The following is a 17,579-nucleotide window of genomic DNA, read 5'->3' as shown; positions in this document are numbered from 1 at the left end:
AAGTTACTCAATGCATGGATGCTGGATAGTCTCACCAATAGTGACTCAAACCGGCGTCCAGTCTCACATACCCTGAATCGGTTTCAGAAATGCGACACAGGCAAGCTATTGAAGACAAATGGAACGCAGTCTCAGAAATTCCGGCAGACCGACAGATTCGGCCAAAATCCTCCCTCTCGTCGAGGAAATTTCCATTTAACCGGTGGACAGGCCTCTTGCTCAATCTGTGGACTCGTTCCGCTCCAGCTTCAACTGCGCGCTTTCCTTTGCCGTTCCGTGGATCTCGCCCATCCGTGAGCCACGGCAATGGGGCGGCACGCCGGAACAGGACGAGGGCGGCCTCCGGCACGACTGCGCCGGGCACCAGATCTGCTCCAAAGAGATCATGCAAGATCACCAGCGTCAGAGCCCGCCAGCGCACTGATAGGTGCTGAAGAGGCGCAAGCCGACCGACGGCCGCGCGGGCTTCGTAAGGGCAGTTCCAGCCCGGTTCATCGTACCAGAGCACAAGGACAGGCCGGGCTGCCCCGTCACGATCAAGCGGTGCCCAGAGGGTGCGAATTGCATGCTCGAGTCGATCAAGGCAGCCGGGGCCACCTATGACGATTCCGCTGATCTGGCGTTGGATCTCGAGAACGTTTGCAGCAAAATCTGCCTTCAAAGGGTCCTCTGTCTCCCCTCCCCCACTGGTCAGAACGGCATCGCACTTATGACAGAAGGGCCGCAGCAGACCATTCAGCATGCGAAAAGAAAGCCTCAGGCCGCTGCGACACGCAGGGCAGCGATCCAGAAGCATGGTCCGGTGTTCCGGGCAAACCACCTGCTCCGCCAATCGCCAATTCACCCGAAGATAGGCATCGCGACCGGCAGCGACATCCGCATCGAAACAGGCAAGGCAGACCGGGACTGTCTCGGTCAGAAGCCAGCCCTGCGGCCGACCAGAATATCGGGAAGCCAGTGACCTGCGACGAAGCCGTTCCGGATCGATCCTGCAGGCCTTCGCCCATAACCTGAGCAGCCCCATGTCCGGCACCACATCGTCAATCTGCCGTGCGCCTGGGTACCTACCCGCCTGCCCCGCCAGGAACACCATCAGCTCAAAGGGCTCCGCCCCGTAGCGCGCGGCAACCCGCGCCGTCCAAGACGTGAGCAATTCGTCACGGAATGGACGCGGTGCGACGGGCAATCTGGCCGGCACCATCATGCCCCGACCCGTTGTTGCACGGGCTTTCCCCGCCGCCGAGCGGTCTGGGTCATCGAGACCAGCGGCAGCACCAGATTGTCGCCAAAACTATCCGCGTCGAGGCGCTCCTTGCCCGACCGGACCGCATCTTCTGCCGCCGTCTCGATCAGGCGGAAGATGCGCGCCGTCACACCGGAGGTCAGCTTGTGAATCCGTTCTCTGGCCTCCCCACTGATCAGAGCGGAGGCCTCGCGCAAAGGCAGGATGCGTTCGAAACTTTTCAAGAGCCCGGCGAAGGCGGTATCGTTCTGCCAGGGCTTGAGATGGAACGCCTCGAAGCGCTCGGCCAGTTGTGCATCGGTCAGCAACGCCTGGCGCGCGAGGTCAGTCCCTGCACAAACCAGCGGGATCCGTAAATCATTGGCCAGAAACCTTATGGCGTTGAGAAATATGCGCTGCTGGCGGAACGTACCAGCGAGCATACCGTTCACCTCGTCGAGGATGATCATCTTCGCCCCCACGGTCCGTAGCAGCGATCGGCAGATATCCTTCTCGCGGGCGAGCGTACCGCCTGCCATCGCCGGTGCCCCCATGGCCGCCAGAAGTTCGCGGTACAGATCGCGCTCAATGGGTTCAGAAGGTACCTGCGCGACGACCACCGGACGCTGGTCAACTCCGGTGATCTGGCTGAACTTCGGCGGGTGGTCGCGTTCAAACTTGCGGACGATCTTGGTCTTGCCCATGCCGGTATCGCCATAGATCAGCAAGCAGGGCATCCGGTCACGCGGCGGATAGGTCAGCAGGTTCTCCAGACGTGCCAGAGCAACCCCGGACTGATCGAAACCGATCCAGCGGTCGGCCCGGATCCAGGCGATGCGCTCATCATCAGGCAGCGCCGCGAACCGGCGGTAGGCCGGATCAAGATGTGCAACTGCGCAGCCTTCGGTCACGACCATTCCTCAACTTCGAACCCCGGGTGGTCCCTGAGCACATTCTCACTTTCCTCTGGTTCCGGGACGGCATCCTCAGCCTCGTAGGCCCCTGCCCCATCAAGCGCTCGGTCTCGTCGCTCGAGAAACCGCCTGGCTTCCCGGGTTCTACTGCTGGCCGCATCAACCAGGGCGCGCTGTTCCTCGATCACTGCGAATATGAGATCTTCGTCCTCGAGCGCGCGCCCGCGCTCGCGCAAAATCGCCTGCGCACGGCGATGCTCCGCAAGGGTGATCGACGGATGGCGCAGATCTGCAAACCGCACGGGATATCGTTGGCCCTCAGGGCTCCGGACAAAGACCGTGGAGAGGTCACGAGGATCGTAGAACACGCGCAATTGCCGGCCCTGCCGACCCGCCCAGAGGCTCAGGACATCGTCCCAATACCGCAGGCCGAAAAGATGGATGCCATCGCGGCGCACCATGCGTTCCGTGCTCGGCAGAAAGTCGATTCGGAACCCCTCCGGGTCATATGGACGACGCACTGGTGCCTCGCGTCGCCCACAGGCCTCGTTCCAGGCCGCAACTGGCGGAATCCCGAGCGCACGGTGCCGTTCAGCATGATAACGGGTGATTTCCAGCGCCAACCAGCGCTCCAGCTCGTCGAGCGTCATCGCCGACTTGCCCACGGAATCGTAGTCACCACGGTCCTTGATGCTGCTGAAGGTCGATCCCGGCAGCAGGTGGACCGCCCCCATCATTGTGCCGATCAGCCGCTCGATGTGACCGCCGTAATGTGGTGCCCCAATCGGACGGTACTGTAGTGAAATCCCGTGCTCTTCCGCACCCCGCTTCATCGCCTTCGAGCGGAATTCCTTGGCATTGTCGACGTGAATGGTCTCCGGCAATCCTTCTGCTGGCCAGTCCGCGTCGATCCCCAAGCTTTCCAGCCAGTTGAATTTGGGCTGCACCAGGTGCTGAATGGCCAGTGCCACCGACAAGGCCGATGGCGGCTCCAGTGTCAGATAGAATCCCGCCACCATGCGGCTTGCGACGTCGATGGCGAGCGTCAGCCAGGGCCGTTGCAAGGGTTTCCGATGAACCCGGTCCACAACGATGACATCCACCAGCGTGTGGTCGATCTGAACCACCTCATAAGCCCGTTCGACCTGATAGCTGCCCGGCACTGGGTGATGGCGCTGGCGAGAAGCCTTAGCGCCCTCACGCACCGCCGTGAGTTCCGCCGGATCGATCGCCGCCACACGGTCCCGGAGCGTGGTCCAGCACGGGGGACGTAGCCCTCTCTTACTGCACCGCCTGCGCACCTCCTTTTGGAGGGCGTTGATGCTTGGCTTCTGGAGAGACTTGTAGAAATCCTCGATCGCGCCCGAAATCACCCTTTCGATCTCGTCATGCAGCCGGCGGCTACCCGTCGGTGTCCCGACCTGAGCTGCCAGCAAGGAACTGGCAACCGGGCGCGTCTTGTACGCTGAGATCAACTCGTACAGGCGGGAGCGCTTTAGACCAAGATCGCGGCAGGCCTTGAGAAACTCGGCACGGTTTGGTGACGCCTTGCTTGCAAGGCGACGGATCACAGCTTCCCGCGCGACCGCCTGTTCCCACGCAGCATCGTCGACGGCGTTGATGTCTGATCGATCCACCATGGCCAAACCCAGAAAATAGGTGTCTTATGTCCGATAATGAAACTATAATCCGGGAATGAAACAGAAACATGAACACAATGATATCAATAAGTTAGTGTCCACCAATGAAACAAGAACGACATCTCAATACTAATGAGTTTTCGGGGGAAACATGGCCAAAAAGGACGAGAAGTTGAGCTCAGCACGTCCTCGTACATCCAAAGATGCTCAGGGTGGCGCACGAGATCAAGAGAACAGTAAAGGCATCACCCTGCCCTCGCATGTGGCTGGCTCAGGCACTCTCGATCAACTGGTAGAAACCGCACGCGGCTATGCAAAGCAAGCGGCCTCTGAGAACACCCTGAAGGCCTACGCGAAAGACTGGGCGAACTTTGCCCGCTGGTGCAGACTGAAGGGAACGGATCCTTTGCCGCCTTCACCCGAGATGATCGGGATCTACTTCGCCAACTTGGCGGCACCCACGGGAAAGGCCCCTGCCCTCTCGGTCTCGACCATCGAGCGCCGTCTTTCTGGCCTTAGTTGGAACTACAAGCAACGCGGCTTCAATCTCGACCGCAAGAACCGGCATATAGCCACAGTGCTGGCCGGCATCAAACGCAAGCATGCACGCCCCCCGGTGCAGAAGGAAGCAATCCTCGCCGAGGATATCCTCGCGATGGTGGACACCCTTCCTTTCGACCTCCGCGGTCTGCGAGACCGGGCCATCCTGCTCCTCGGCTATGCAGGCGGTCTGCGCCGGTCGGAAATTGTCAGCTTGGACGTCCACAAGGACGACACGCCGGACTCGGGCGGTTGGATCGAGATCTTCGACGAGGGTGCCCTACTCACTCTCAATGCCAAGACCGGCTGGCGCGAGGTCGAGATCGGCCGTGGCTCTAAGGATCAATCCTGCCCTGTCCATGCGCTCGAGCAATGGCTGCGCTTCGCCAAGATCGACTTCGGCCCGATCTTTGTAAGCACCTCGCGCGATGGCAAACGCGCATCTGAGACCCGGCTTAACGACAAACATGTCGCACGCCTGATCAAGCGCACAGTCCTGGACGCCGGAATTCGGTCGGACTTGCCTGAGAAGGAACGGCTCGCACTGTTTTCTGGTCATTCGCTGCGTGCCGGCCTCGCCAGTTCGGCAGAAGTTGATGAACGTTATGTCCAGAAGCAGCTCGGGCACGCTTCGGCCGAAATGACCCGCCGTTATCAACGCCGGCGCGACCGGTTCCGAGTGAACCTGACGAAGGCAGCCGGGCTGTGACGAGGATCAGCAGTCTTCGGATTTCAACGCCGAAAGTGAAGCAACAAGGCGAGGGAGATCGCTGCGGGCGGCTGGGTCATCCTGAATGAAAACGGCATGGTTCTGTTCTTGCGCGCCTAGTCCGGCCTGCGCGAGATCAAAACCCTCCCGCGCGCGCTGATCAAAATTGCTCGGTACATGCCGTCGAACGCTAAGTGTACTATGCCAAGATAAACGCAAGTCCGCTGTTCCGCCGCACCATCCGCGACAACAACCGCGTGCTGGATGCGCAACAGTCAGACAAACACGTGGCGCAACTGATCAAACAGACGGTGCTGGCCGCCGGACTGCGCAGCGACCTGCCGAAAAAGCAACGCCTCGCCTTATTCTCGGGCCAGTCCCTGCGCGCCGCACAGGCATAGCCTCCGATGGAAATGATGTGGGCCTAACGGCGCCCCGGCATCGTCACAGAATACGCTGATGTGGGGCATCGCCGTGGATAACATCGGTCAATTGCAGGTGAGAACATGGGTGAAACCGGGCAGGGGCGTCAAATTTGGGTCATTCCTTTCAAATTCTCCCGCCCCTGCGGGATACAAGCGCCCTCGCCGCACCCCACTAAATAATCAACTATTTGATTTTAATAGACAAAAAACGAGGTAACCCATGGGTTACCCCTATCTTTATAGCGGTCTTACACTTGAACCGCTGCGCAGCTCATCCTCAAAGGCTTTGATCGCGCGTTCCAGCAAAGGCTTGGGAATGGCGGCGAAATCATCCTTGCTGACGATTCGGCATTCACCCCGCCGCGCCGTCACCTTGAGGGAGCCGACGTGAAACTCAAACTTCTCACGCGGCTCCAGCTTTTTCTTTTGGGTCTGCGGCGTTCCCTTGGTGGCCTCCACAAATCCGGCCAGCACCTTGTTCTGTTCCTCAGGGGTTTGGCATCCCTGCAGCTTGGCGCGCAGCGCCTCGGCCGCGTCCTGGGTCTTGAACGCCCGCGCCACATCAACACCTAAGTTGCGTGAAATTGCCTTGGGGAAAGGCAGCACATCGCCCAGTTGCAACAGCAGAAAAACAAAGCTGCGGATGTAGGATTTTTTCATCTTGTGCAGCGAACCGTACAGCCGCGCCACCAGAGCATCGGGGTCCGGCTCCCCCACCCCGCCATCTTGCGCGGCGGTGATGACAACCTGTGCCATCTCGGCAAAGGTCAGATCTTCGCGAACGACGTTTTCTTCGACCATGTCAATATAGCGCGCCAACCGCCCATCATCGCCGCGTTCGATCCGCGCGGTGATCGTGCCAAAACGCGCATCGCCGGTTTCCGCCATCAGTTGCGACAGCGCGGTAAAACGACGCCACCCTTTCTTTAGCTGGTAACTCCCGTCCGGCCCCGGATAGACTTCGATGGGTTCCTTCTGGCCCCGCTCGCGGATCGAAGCCTTGAGTTCCTCCATCTCGTCCGAGGATGCCACGGCTTCCAGATCCATCCGGTCACGAGGTAAATCGTCGGCCGAGATCTGCGACAATTCCAGCGCGACCAATACGCGGCCTTCGTCCTGTGCGGCGCGGAACGCTTCGGCGTCTTTGGCATTCTGGCGGCGCTTTTCGATTTTGGCGTCGGTGGCATCTGTCAGGCTTTCCGCGGCTTCGCGCACCGCGGCACCCATCGGCCCGACCGACCGTTCGCGGCGTCTCGGGGCGTCGGGCTCCACCGGGGCAAAGCCGAATTTGTTGCTCTTGGCCATGTCACATCTCTCCTGTTTCTATGGCGCGGTCCCAGGCGTTCAGCATGGTTTCCCTGAATTCCTCATAAGATCGGTCAAAACTTTGCCGCGCGCGCTTCCAGGTTTCGCGGGTCATCTGGCGGTAGTCCTGTTCGTAAACCGACATCTGAAACCGCCCCGATTGTTCGACCGCCCGGGTCATTTCAATCGGGTTCTGGCAAACGTCAGCGCCAAAGACATTGCGAAAAGCATCCATCATCGCGGTATGCAAAGGGTTGTTGGTTTCAAAGCGGGTCATAAGGATACGGATGTCCATAAACCGTTTAGGAAGCGTTATACCTGCGTCCGCTGCCAGCTTACCAAACCCGTCCGAGATATCCTCCATCGCGTCGCCCAACTGGCCCAGATAGCTGGTGGTGGAATCGTATTCCCAGTAACCGGGACCAGAGGGGATATAGAGAATATCAGCTGCAAACGCTGCGTTTAGAGACTGGTAGCCGATGGCGGGCGGGCAGTCGAAAATGATGACGTCATATTGATCGTCGGGCAGTTCATCGAGATACCGCGCCACACATCCAAAGAACGACCATGCCTTGTGCAAGGCCCGGTATTGCGCGCTGGCAAATTCGACAAAGGCCGCGTTAGCGCAGCTGGGGATGATGTCGATGGTGGGCCAGCAGGTGGGCTGGATGAAATCCTGCGTCCGCTGCGCGCCGATGCTTTGCACATCTTCGGGCAGTTCATCGGAGGCGGGGTAAGGGCATTCTTCGGGCAGGTCATAGCTGTTCATGATCCGGTCCGCCTCGTGGCACAGATCGCGGCACATGACGCCCCAGACGGTGTTGCCTTCCTTCACCTCGACCAGGCCCATGGAGTGGGTGAGCGTGGCCTGCGGATCAAAGTCAATGCACAGCACGCGATAGCCATCAAGCGCGGCAGCATTTGCCAGGTGCTGCGCCACGACGGTCTTGCCCACGCCGCCCTTGAAGTTGGACACGGCAACGCGGATGGCGCGGCCATCGGGGCGGCGGGGCAGCAGTGTTTTACCCCGGAACCGCAGGCGGCGGCGCAGTTCGTTGATTTCCTTAAGCGAGAACCAGCGCTGGCGGCCATCATCCTGGGTTTCGCCCTGGGGCAAGGTGGGGTCATCGGCCAGTTTCTTGCGCAGGGTATCGGGGGGGATGTCGAACATGAACTGGCTGATTTCCCAGATCGAGAAGGGGCGCAGTGCCTTGACGACGCCAGGATCGAATGTTGCGCGCCGCACAGATGCCTGTTGTGCGAGACTGCGCGCGTTCATGTCCTGAAGGTCTGAATGGTCTCTCATGATGCTGCTCTTGCTATTTTCGTATTTTTCTTCAATAACGGGATATGACCAAATTGGCAAAAGCAAACTTTGGGCTTTTGAGATCCTGTAAATCGGTCACGCCATCTGGATCGCAGGACAATTCAACTATATTTGGTGACAGATAGAGAAGTTTCCAACCAGTTTTGGTGACACGAAAGCGTCGATAAGGTGACATAGTGGCGTCACCCTATACCTTATATACCTGATTCATATATTATGTTTGAAATTCTTGTATTTCGGGGAACATTGACAGAAATCGGGATTTCATGCAGTTATAAACCTCAATGAGAATCGACCCAATGGTGGTCGGCGTTGTGAGGTGAGACAGTGAGATTATCATGGAACCAAAGCGGCTGACCGGACCCGGTGCAGGGTCTATGAAATATGATGTGCTGACAGCACTAAGCGTTTCGGGGCTGCATGGCGCCCCAGCCCAACAAATTTCGATGACACGACTTTGTACCCTGATCACGGCACGGTACAATTGGAAACTGGACCATTTCTGCGTTGGCCAGCCAGAAATGGCGCGGATGTGGCATGTGACGGAACGTACCGTAAAACGCGAGATCAAACGCTGGGTGGATGACCGGCTGTTGATCTGTGTGCGCAAGGGGGTACGGGGCAGGGTCGGGGCCTATCGGCTGAACATTCTGCGGGTGTTTGAAATATCGCGCGCGACCTGGGCCGCCGTCGGCACGGATTATGCCGAACGGATGGAGAGCATGGACCCGGCCCAAAGTTCTTCGGTGGTGAAGGTCGATTTTGCCAAGACGGTGCAAGATGTCCCGCCCGTGAACGATGGTACGTCGTGGTCGGCGGTGTCAGAGCGGCTGCGCGCGCTTTATCCTGACAAGCATCGCAATTGGTTCGCGCCCCTGCGTTTTGTGTCGGACGAGGGCGGGCGGTACACGCTGGCCGCCCGCAGCGGGTTTGTTGTGCGCTATCTTGAGACCCATTTCAGCACCGTCATCGCAGAGGCGGTTCAGGCCGAAGTCGGGCTTGGCAGGCGCATTGTTCTGATCGCAGATGTCTAGGGCGCGGCGTGATGTGGCGCGGTGGGGACATCTCAAATGCCGGTACGCGTGCGCATGACCAAACCCAAGCAATCTGGTGCCTTTTCAGGCCACCGTTTTCAACCTGAAATTATCGCATACGCCGCCTGGACCTATCATCGATTTCCCATGAGTTTGCGTGATGTTGAGGATCTGTTAGCCGCACGCGGTGTTGTGGTCAGCTACGAGACTTTCCGCACTAGGGTTGCGAAGTGCGGGTTATAATACGCCAACGCTATCCGCGGAGGTCGACCTAAGGTGGCGGACAAATGGCACCTGGCCGAAGTCGTCCTTCCGATAAATGGTAAGAAGTATCGGCTGGGGCTGCGCCGTCGACAGCAAAGGCAATGTGCTGGACATCCTCGTGCAATCCTGGCGCAATAAACGGGCCGTCATTCGGTTCTTCCGTAAATTATTCAAGGCATTTGGTGAGGCGCGGGTGATCGTCACCGATAAACTCAAAAGCTACGGGCCGCCCTGAAGGAGCCTGCCCCGGGAATAGAGCATCGCAGCCATAAGGGCATCAACAACAGATCCGAAGGGTCGCACCGTCCCACCCGACGACGAGAAAAGGTCATGGGTAGGTTCAAATCAACCCGCCAAGCACAACGGTTCTTATCCATCCATAATCAGGATCAAACCATCTTCCGTCCGCGCCGCCATACACATTCAGCCGCTGCCTATCGTCAAACCAGAGCAGAGGCCCACTGAATTTGGGGCGACATCACGCGTGAGTTGATGACGACCTAAGATCTAGCGCCCTCGCTTTCGATGCCAGAAACGCCGATAACTTGACGATGCCCATGAAACTTATCAGAGCGTGCTGAGGTCAATTTATCGCGTTCTACGCCCATGATTTTCCAAAGATCCACTCAATTTAAGATGTCGTTCTTGTTTCATTGGTGGACACTAACTTATTGATATCATTGTGTTCATGTTTCTGTTTCATTCCCGGATTATAGTTTCATTATCGGACATAAGACACCTATTTTCTGGGTTTGGCCATGGTGGATCGATCAGACATCAACGCCGTCGACGATGCTGCGTGGGAACAGGCGGTCGCGCGGGAAGCTGTGATCCGTCGCCTTGCAAGCAAGGCGTCACCAAACCGTGCCGAGTTTCTCAAGGCCTGCCGCGATCTTGGTCTAAAGCGCTCCCGCCTGTACGAGTTGATCTCAGCGTACAAGACGCGCCCGGTTGCCAGTTCCTTGCTGGCAGCTCAGGTCGGGACACCGACGGGTAGCCGCCGGCTGCATGACGAGATCGAAAGGGTGATTTCGGGCGCGATCGAGGATTTCTACAAGTCTCTCCAGAAGCCAAGCATCAACGCCCTCCAAAAGGAGGTGCGCAGGCGGTGCAGTAAGAGAGGGCTACGTCCCCCGTGCTGGACCACGCTCCGGGACCGTGTGGCGGCGATCGATCCGGCGGAACTCACGGCGGTGCGTGAGGGCGCTAAGGCTTCTCGCCAGCGCCATCACCCAGTGCCGGGCAGCTATCAGGTCGAACGGGCTTATGAGGTGGTTCAGATCGACCACACGCTGGTGGATGTCATCGTTGTGGACCGGGTTCATCGGAAACCCTTGCAACGGCCCTGGCTGACGCTCGCCATCGACGTCGCAAGCCGCATGGTGGCGGGATTCTATCTGACACTGGAGCCGCCATCGGCCTTGTCGGTGGCACTGGCCATTCAGCACCTGGTGCAGCCCAAATTCAACTGGCTGGAAAGCTTGGGGATCGACGCGGACTGGCCAGCAGAAGGATTGCCGGAGACCATTCACGTCGACAATGCCAAGGAATTCCGCTCGAAGGCGATGAAGCGGGGTGCGGAAGAGCACGGGATTTCACTACAGTACCGTCCGATTGGGGCACCACATTACGGCGGTCACATCGAGCGGCTGATCGGCACAATGATGGGGGCGGTCCACCTGCTGCCGGGATCGACCTTCAGCAGCATCAAGGACCGTGGTGACTACGATTCCGTGGGCAAGTCGGCGATGACGCTCGACGAGCTGGAGCGCTGGTTGGCGCTGGAAATCACCCGTTATCATGCTGAACGGCACCGTGCGCTCGGGATTCCGCCAGTTGCGGCCTGGAACGAGGCCTGTGGGCGACGCGAGGCACCAGTGCGTCGTCCATATGACCCGGAGGGGTTCCGAATCGACTTTCTGCCGAGCACGGAACGCATGGTGCGCCGCGATGGCATCCATCTTTTCGGCCTGCGGTATTGGGACGATGTCCTGAGCCTCTGGGCGGGTCGGCAGGGCCGGCAATTGCGCGTGTTCTACGATCCTCGTGACCTCTCCACGGTCTTTGTCCGGAGCCCTGAGGGCCAACGATATCCCGTGCGGTTTGCAGATCTGCGCCATCCGTCGATCACCCTTGCGGAGCATCGCCGTGCGCAGGCGATTTTGCGCGAGCGCGGGCGCGCGCTCGAGGACGAAGATCTCATATTCGCAGTGATCGAGGAACAGCGCGCCCTGGTTGATGCGGCCAGCAGTAGAACCCGGGAAGCCAGGCGGTTTCTCGAGCGACGAGACCGAGCGCTTGATGGGGCAGGGGCCTACGAGGCTGAGGATGCCGTCCCGGAACCAGAGGAAAGTGAGAATGTGCTCAGGGACCACCCGGGGTTCGAAGTTGAGGAATGGTCGTGACCGAAGGCTGCGCAGTTGCACATCTTGATCCGGCCTACCGCCGGTTCGCGGCGCTGCCTGATGATGAGCGCATCGCCTGGATCCGGGCCGACCGCTGGATCGGTTTCGATCAGTCCGGGGTTGCTCTGGCACGTCTGGAGAACCTGCTGACCTATCCGCCGCGTGACCGGATGCCCTGCTTGCTGATCTATGGCGATACCGGCATGGGCAAGACCAAGATCGTCCGCAAGTTTGAACGCGACCACCCGCCGAAGTTCAGCCAGATCACCGGAGTTGACCAGCGTCCGGTGGTCGTCGCGCAGGTACCTTCTGAACCCATTGAGCGCGATCTGTACCGCGAACTTCTGGCGGCCATGGGGGCACCGGCGATGGCAGGCGGTACGCTCGCCCGCGAGAAGGATATCTGCCGATCGCTGCTACGGACCGTGGGGGCGAAGATGATCATCCTCGACGAGGTGAACGGTATGCTCGCTGGTACGTTCCGCCAGCAGCGCATATTTCTCAACGCCATAAGGTTTCTGGCCAATGATTTACGGATCCCGCTGGTTTGTGCAGGGACTGACCTCGCGCGCCAGGCGTTGCTGACCGATGCACAACTGGCCGAGCGCTTCGAGGCGTTCCATCTCAAGCCCTGGCAGAACGATACCGCCTTCGCCGGGCTCTTGAAAAGTTTCGAACGCATCCTGCCTTTGCGCGAGGCCTCCGCTCTGATCAGTGGGGAGGCCAGAGAACGGATTCACAAGCTGACCTCCGGTGTGACGGCGCGCATCTTCCGCCTGATCGAGACGGCGGCAGAAGATGCGGTCCGGTCGGGCAAGGAGCGCCTCGACGCGGATAGTTTTGGCGACAATCTGGTGCTGCCGCTGGTCTCGATGACCCAGACCGCTCGGCGGCGGGGAAAGCCCGTGCAACAACGGGTCGGGGCATGATGGTGCCGGCCAGATTGCCCGTCGCACCGCGTCCATTCCGTGACGAATTGCTCACGTCTTGGACGGCGCGGGTTGCCGCGCGCTACGGGGCGGAGCCCTTTGAGCTGATGGTGTTCCTGGCGGGGCAGGCGGGTAGGTACCCAGGCGCACGGCAGATTGACGATGTGGTGCCGGACATGGGGCTGCTCAGGTTATGGGCGAAGGCCTGCAGGATCGATCCGGAACGGCTTCGTCGCAGGTCACTGGCTTCCCGATATTCTGGTCGGCCGCAGGGCTGGCTTCTGACCGAGACAGTCCCGGTCTGCCTTGCCTGTTTCGATGCGGATGTCGCTGCCGGTCGCGATGCCTATCTTCGGGTGAATTGGCGATTGGCGGAGCAGGTGGTTTGCCCGGAACACCGGACCATGCTTCTGGATCGCTGCCCTGCGTGTCGCAGCGGCCTGAGGCTTTCTTTTCGCATGCTGAATGGTCTGCTGCGGCCCTTCTGTCATAAGTGCGATGCCGTTCTGACCAGTGGGGGAGGGGAGACAGAGGACCCTTTGAAGGCAGATTTTGCTGCAAACGTTCTCGAGATCCAACGCCAGATCAGCGGAATCGTCATAGGTGGCCCCGGCTGCCTTGATCGACTCGAGCATGCAATTCGCACCCTCTGGGCACCGCTTGATCGTGACGGGGCAGCCCGGCCTGTCCTTGTGCTCTGGTACGATGAACCGGGCTGGAACTGCCCTTACGAAGCCCGCGCGGCCGTCGGTCGGCTTGCGCCTCTTCAGCACCTATCAGTGCGCTGGCGGGCTCTGACGCTGGTGATCTTGCATGATCTCTTTGGAGCAGATCTGGTGCCCGGCGCAGTCGTGCCGGAGGCCGCCCTCGTCCTGTTCCGGCGTGCCGCCCCATTGCCGTGGCTCACGGATGGGCGAGATCCACGGAACGGCAAAGGAAAGCGCGCAGTTGAAGCTGGAGCGGAACGAGTCCACAGATTGAGCAAGAGGCCTGTCCACCGGTTAAATGGAAATTTCCTCGACGAGAGGGAGGATTTTGGCCGAATCTGTCGGTCTGCCGGAATTTCTGAGACTGCGTTCCATTTGTCTTCAATAGCTTGCCTGTGTCGCATTTCTGAAACCGATTCAGGGTATGTGAGACTGGACGCCGGTTTGAGTCACTATTGGTGAGACTATCCAGCATCCATGCATTGAGTAACTTATGTCCGATAATTTTTCGACTGACAAGGATTGGGAAGAGGCTGGGTACCGCGCCCGGGTGCTCGCTGAGCTGCCGGCCCAGCTCACTCAAGGCAATGTCGACTGGGCCATGCGCCAGTTGAATGTGAGCCGATCGACGCTCTTTCGTCTGGTGAAGCAGTTCCGCGAGGACGGGCGGACCAGCGCACTTCTGCCGGACACTCGGGGGCCCAAACCTGGCATGCGGCCGCTGAACCCGGCGGTGGAAGAGATCGTGACCCATCATTTCAAGGCGTTCTATGCCACCCGCCGCAAACCGACCAAGACCCGATTCTGGCGCGAGGTTGCAGCCGACTGCAAGGCGAAAGGGCTGGCACCTCCTTCAATCAGACGCCTTGGCCGCTGGCTGGATCGGAAGGATCAGGCAAAACTCATGGCCAGGCGGGAGGGGAAGGACAAGGCTGAGCGCCGCTATCTGGCCACGCCTGGGATGCTGGTCGCCAGCGATCTGCTGGATATCGTCCAGATCGACCACACCAAGGCTGACGTGACAGTGGTAGATCCGGTGACGCGACGCCCACTCGGCCGGCCGACGCTGACGGTCGCGATCGACGTGAATACCCGCATGGTTCTCGGGTTTTACCTGTCGCTGGAGCCGCCATCGCTACTGGCCGTCGCACTGTGTTTGACCCATGTGGTTATGGACAAATCGCATTGGCTCACAGCGCGTGGAATCAGCACGGATTGGCCAACGCGGGGCATCCCGAACGCGATTTACGTGGACAATGGCGCGGAGTTCCATGCCCGGGCTTTTCAGCTTGCCTGTTCCGAATACCAGATCGACCTGCAGTACCGCCCGCCCGGTACGCCGCGCTATGGCGGGCATATCGAGCGGCTGATCGGCACCGTGATGGGCGCGGTTCACCTGCTGCCGGGGTCGCATTTTTCGAACATTTTCGATCGCGGCGACCTCGACGCTGAAGCCGAGGCGGTGATGACGCTCGATGAACTGGAAACCTGGCTCGCCTTGGAAATTACCGGCTCCTACCATGCGCGGGTCCATAGCGCGCTGGAAACCACACCTGCAGTGGTCTGGGCCACGCGGGTGGAAGAGGCCCAACTCCGCATGCCCGCCGATCTGAGGCAGTTCCTCGTCGATTTCCTGCCCTCGGAGCAACGTGTCCTGCAGCGTGACGGCCTGCATCTCTTCCACATCCGCTACTGGGCGGACGAGTTGCGCTGGCTGATGGGCCGGGAAAGCCGCAAGTTCACGCTTAAATACGACCCGCGTGATCTTTCGCGCATCTTCGTGCTGACAGAGGGCGGGATCATCGAAGCCCGACCGGCGGATCTGACACGGCCTGCGGTCACGCTCTGGGAGCACTGCGCGGCGCGGCGCGCCTTGCGCGAGGCCGGGCGCCGGTCGGTAGATGAGGAGCTTATTTTCAGGACGATCGAGGCGCAGCGCGACCTCGTCGACAGCGCCGAGCGGCAGACAAAGGCGATACGGCGCCATCAGGCTCGACGGTCGCATCTCGCCCCTCTGCCGATGATCGATGTGACACCGGATATCGCCGCGCCAGAAGCTCTGCCTGCGCCGGAAGGGGAGGGGAGCCCGTTCCTCAGTCATCCTGGCTTCAAGGTCGAGGAGTGGTACGAGGATGATTGAGTTCCCGCATCTCTATCCGGGGGCTGGCGAGATCGCCGCGCTCAGCTTCGAGGAGCGCATTCACCGGATTCGCGCCGACCGCTGGATTTCCTATCCCAGGGCCGAGGCTGCCTTGGAGAAGCTGGAAACGCTGATGTCCTTTCCCGAGCGCGCCCGCATGCCGAACCTGCTCATTGTCGGCGACAGCGGCATGGGCAAGACGATGATCATCGAGAAGTTCACCCGCGATCACGCATCGTGCTTCGACGAGACCAGCGGACGGCTGCATATGCCGGTCGTCGCCGTGCAGATGGTGTCTGGGCCTGATGAATCGCGCTTCTACCGCCGAATTCTGGCTGCAATTGGTGCCCCGGAACCTCCCCGCGCAACGCTTGCTGTCCTTGAAAGCCTGGCACTGCGCCTGCTCACCGAGTTGCGCCCTCATATGCTGGTGATCGACGAGATTCACAGTCTGCAGGCGGGGACGATCCGCGAACAGGCGCGTTTCCTGAACATGCTGCGCTTTCTGGGCAACGAGCTGCGCATCCCGCTGGTCTGTGTCGGTACAGCGCAGGCTCGCAACGCGCTGCGCACCGATGATCAGCTGGTGCGTCGCTTCGAGGCCTTTGCCCTGCCGCCCTGGCGGGAGGGCGAGGATCTGAATGGGCTGATGAGCACGCTCGCGCGCACGCTGCCGCTTCGGCGCCAAAGCCAGATCGACGAGAAGGCGCTGACGCGGATGATCAAGGTGACCGGCGGCATCACCTCGGGCATCTTTTGGATCTTGTCACAATTGGCGATCGCCGCCATCGAAAGCGGCGAAGAACGTATCCTCTCGCGCGATATCCTGGGCGGCGACCGGTTACAGGCTGTCCTGGGAGAGCCGGTGTGACGGGGGGCGGGCGCCTGCCGGTCGTATACTCCCCAGAGACCGACGAGCGGCTGTCCTCCTGGATCGCGCGCATGGCCCCGTTCTACGCCATGACGGTTGCCGAGTTTGTCGCCGCACTTGGTCTAAAGGGGCACGACGTGTTCGACCTGGAATGGCGTCTTTCGGAAGGGCAGGGGGCCCTGATTGCGGCCCGCACCGGTCTCGCGCTCGAGGCGGTGCAGGCCATGACTTTCCTGGAGTTGGGGGCTGCGGCGCGCATGATGATCGCGCGGAAGAACCGGTATTACTGCCCGCACTGTCCCGAAGAACCGCAACGCAAACCCACAGCGCTGCCGTGGCGATTCCGCTGCCCGGTGCATGGCGTGGAATTTCGGGACGCCACCGGCGAGACCCTGTCCGACCGCTTCGGTACGGATTGCTTCAAGAAACTTGAAGGGCATGCCGAGGCCGGTGCCGCGCATCTCGATGCCTGGGCGCGCGGCGCGGAGCAGGGTGATCTCGAAGCGCCCGACGTGCTCCAGGTTCTGACGGCACGGCATCGCCGCGCCTCGCCGCCGAACGTCGGCGAGCAGCCACGAATGTCTCTGGAAGACCGGCGGGACTATCATGATTTTTTGACCACGCCGATCCTCCGACAGGCGCTGACGGTCGTTGTTCCCGAATACGATCAGGTGGCGCCAGTGCTTGCCAAGCCGGTGCGACCCGGTCTCCACGCCCTGGCGCAGGGCTCGCTCTTGCAGTGTTTCGCGCTGACGGTCGGCATCGGGCGGATCATTGAGGATCCGGTCAATTGGGCGATCTCAGTCATGCTCGTGAGCGATGCGGAGGGGCAGGGACGGGTCCGGCAGGCGATTAGCCCATGGCCTCTCTCGTTGAGGCGAAGCATCTCGGCCCGGTTCTGGCGCGCTCAGCGCGACGAGAGAGTACGCCAGTCTGACGAAAAAGCCGCGAGACAGCGCCAGTCTCGCAAATATCGACTCATCCAGTCTCATAAATACCGGTACAGAATCTCATGAACCCCGACTCGTTTTTCAGGGAAGTGCTTGAATCTCATCAATTCCGGTCATCCGACAAACATTGTCGGTCTGCCGGAATTTCTGAGACTGCGTTCCATTTGTTTTCAATAGCTTGCCTGTGTCGCATTTCT

At 60.1% G+C, this 17,579-nt stretch carries 14 protein-coding genes and 1 pseudogene; 10 read left to right on the top strand and 5 right to left on the bottom strand.

Translation table 11 applies throughout. The features are described from left to right. Positions 1–31: 31 nt before the first annotated feature. From T8A63_RS20715 to T8A63_RS20705, 3 genes are read right to left on the bottom strand one after another with little or no spacing between them, the layout of a single operon-like run. Positions 32–1,201, bottom strand: a complete 1,170-nt coding sequence (locus T8A63_RS20715) for a TniQ family protein (RefSeq protein ID WP_322346608.1) — start codon at positions 1,199–1,201, stop codon at positions 32–34. Continuing rightward, positions 1,201–2,139, bottom strand: coding sequence for a TniB family NTP-binding protein (locus T8A63_RS20710; protein WP_009827224.1), 939 nt, complete (start codon positions 2,137–2,139; stop codon positions 1,201–1,203). The genes T8A63_RS20715 and T8A63_RS20710 overlap by 1 nt, the downstream gene beginning before the upstream one ends. Beyond that, a complete protein-coding gene (locus T8A63_RS20705; protein WP_009827223.1) occupies positions 2,130–3,776 on the bottom strand; it encodes a Mu transposase C-terminal domain-containing protein in 1,647 nt (548 codons plus the stop codon). Before T8A63_RS20705 ends, T8A63_RS20710 begins: the two co-directional genes overlap by 10 nt. Positions 3,777–3,927: 151 nt before the next feature. Here T8A63_RS20705 and T8A63_RS20700 point away from each other — a divergent pair, with 151 nt between their 5' ends. Together T8A63_RS20700 and T8A63_RS20695 are read left to right on the top strand one after the other, a co-directional pair. Further along, complete coding sequence (locus T8A63_RS20700; protein WP_067626725.1) at positions 3,928–5,025, top strand: tyrosine-type recombinase/integrase; 1,098 nt, start codon at positions 3,928–3,930, stop codon at positions 5,023–5,025. A 194-nt stretch (positions 5,026–5,219) separates the two neighbouring features. Beyond that, positions 5,220–5,426: a hypothetical protein gene (locus T8A63_RS20695; protein ID WP_067626723.1), complete on the top strand. Its 207-nt coding sequence runs from the start codon at positions 5,220–5,222 to the stop codon at positions 5,424–5,426. A 261-nt stretch (positions 5,427–5,687) separates the two neighbouring features. On the opposite strand, the gene T8A63_RS20690 is transcribed toward T8A63_RS20695, so the two are convergent. Together T8A63_RS20690 and T8A63_RS20685 are read right to left on the bottom strand one after the other, a co-directional pair. Beyond that, a complete protein-coding gene (locus T8A63_RS20690) occupies positions 5,688–6,755 on the bottom strand; it encodes a ParB/RepB/Spo0J family partition protein (protein WP_322346477.1) in 1,068 nt (355 codons plus the stop codon). A 1-nt stretch (position 6,756) separates the two neighbouring features. Beyond that, positions 6,757–8,061 carry an AAA family ATPase gene (locus T8A63_RS20685; RefSeq protein ID WP_150120096.1) on the bottom strand — a complete coding sequence of 435 codons (1,305 nt, stop codon included), beginning with the start codon at positions 8,059–8,061 and terminating at the stop codon, positions 6,757–6,759. A 359-nt stretch (positions 8,062–8,420) separates the two neighbouring features. Here T8A63_RS20685 and T8A63_RS20680 point away from each other — a divergent pair, with 359 nt between their 5' ends. The 8 genes and pseudogenes from T8A63_RS20680 to T8A63_RS20645 all read left to right on the top strand — a co-directional run bounded on the left by T8A63_RS20680 (position 8,421) and on the right by T8A63_RS20645 (position 17,448). Beyond that, positions 8,421–9,116, top strand: coding sequence for a DnaA N-terminal domain-containing protein (locus T8A63_RS20680; RefSeq protein WP_067916287.1), 696 nt, complete (start codon positions 8,421–8,423; stop codon positions 9,114–9,116). Between the two features lie 54 nt (positions 9,117–9,170). Further along, positions 9,171–9,845, top strand: a pseudogene (locus T8A63_RS20675) (IS6 family transposase). A 293-nt stretch (positions 9,846–10,138) separates the two neighbouring features. Further along, a complete protein-coding gene (locus T8A63_RS20670; protein WP_009827223.1) occupies positions 10,139–11,785 on the top strand; it encodes a Mu transposase C-terminal domain-containing protein in 1,647 nt (548 codons plus the stop codon). Further along, positions 11,776–12,714: a TniB family NTP-binding protein gene (locus T8A63_RS20665; RefSeq protein ID WP_009827224.1), complete on the top strand. Its 939-nt coding sequence runs from the start codon at positions 11,776–11,778 to the stop codon at positions 12,712–12,714. Before T8A63_RS20670 ends, T8A63_RS20665 begins: the two co-directional genes overlap by 10 nt. Next, entirely contained in the window at positions 12,711–13,883 is a 1,173-nt protein-coding gene (locus tag T8A63_RS20660) for a TniQ family protein (protein WP_322346472.1), read from the top strand. Before T8A63_RS20665 ends, T8A63_RS20660 begins: the two co-directional genes overlap by 4 nt. 31 nt (positions 13,884–13,914) lie before the next feature. Next, positions 13,915–15,561: a Mu transposase C-terminal domain-containing protein gene (locus T8A63_RS20655; protein WP_322346470.1), complete on the top strand. Its 1,647-nt coding sequence runs from the start codon at positions 13,915–13,917 to the stop codon at positions 15,559–15,561. Further along, positions 15,554–16,432 carry a TniB family NTP-binding protein gene (locus T8A63_RS20650; protein WP_322346467.1) on the top strand — a complete coding sequence of 293 codons (879 nt, stop codon included), beginning with the start codon at positions 15,554–15,556 and terminating at the stop codon, positions 16,430–16,432. The genes T8A63_RS20655 and T8A63_RS20650 overlap by 8 nt, the downstream gene beginning before the upstream one ends. A gap of 71 nt (positions 16,433–16,503) precedes the next feature. Further along, on the top strand, positions 16,504–17,448 hold the full coding sequence (locus T8A63_RS20645; RefSeq protein WP_322346465.1) for a hypothetical protein: 945 nt from the start codon (positions 16,504–16,506) through the stop codon (positions 17,446–17,448). Positions 17,449–17,579: the final 131 nt, after the last annotated feature.

It is taken from the genome of Sulfitobacter sp. OXR-159 (assembly GCF_034377145.1).
In the GTDB taxonomy this organism is placed as follows: domain Bacteria; phylum Pseudomonadota; class Alphaproteobacteria; order Rhodobacterales; family Rhodobacteraceae; genus Sulfitobacter.
Note: the sequence above shows the minus strand (reverse complement) of the source record. Positions and strands in the feature narration are given on the sequence as shown.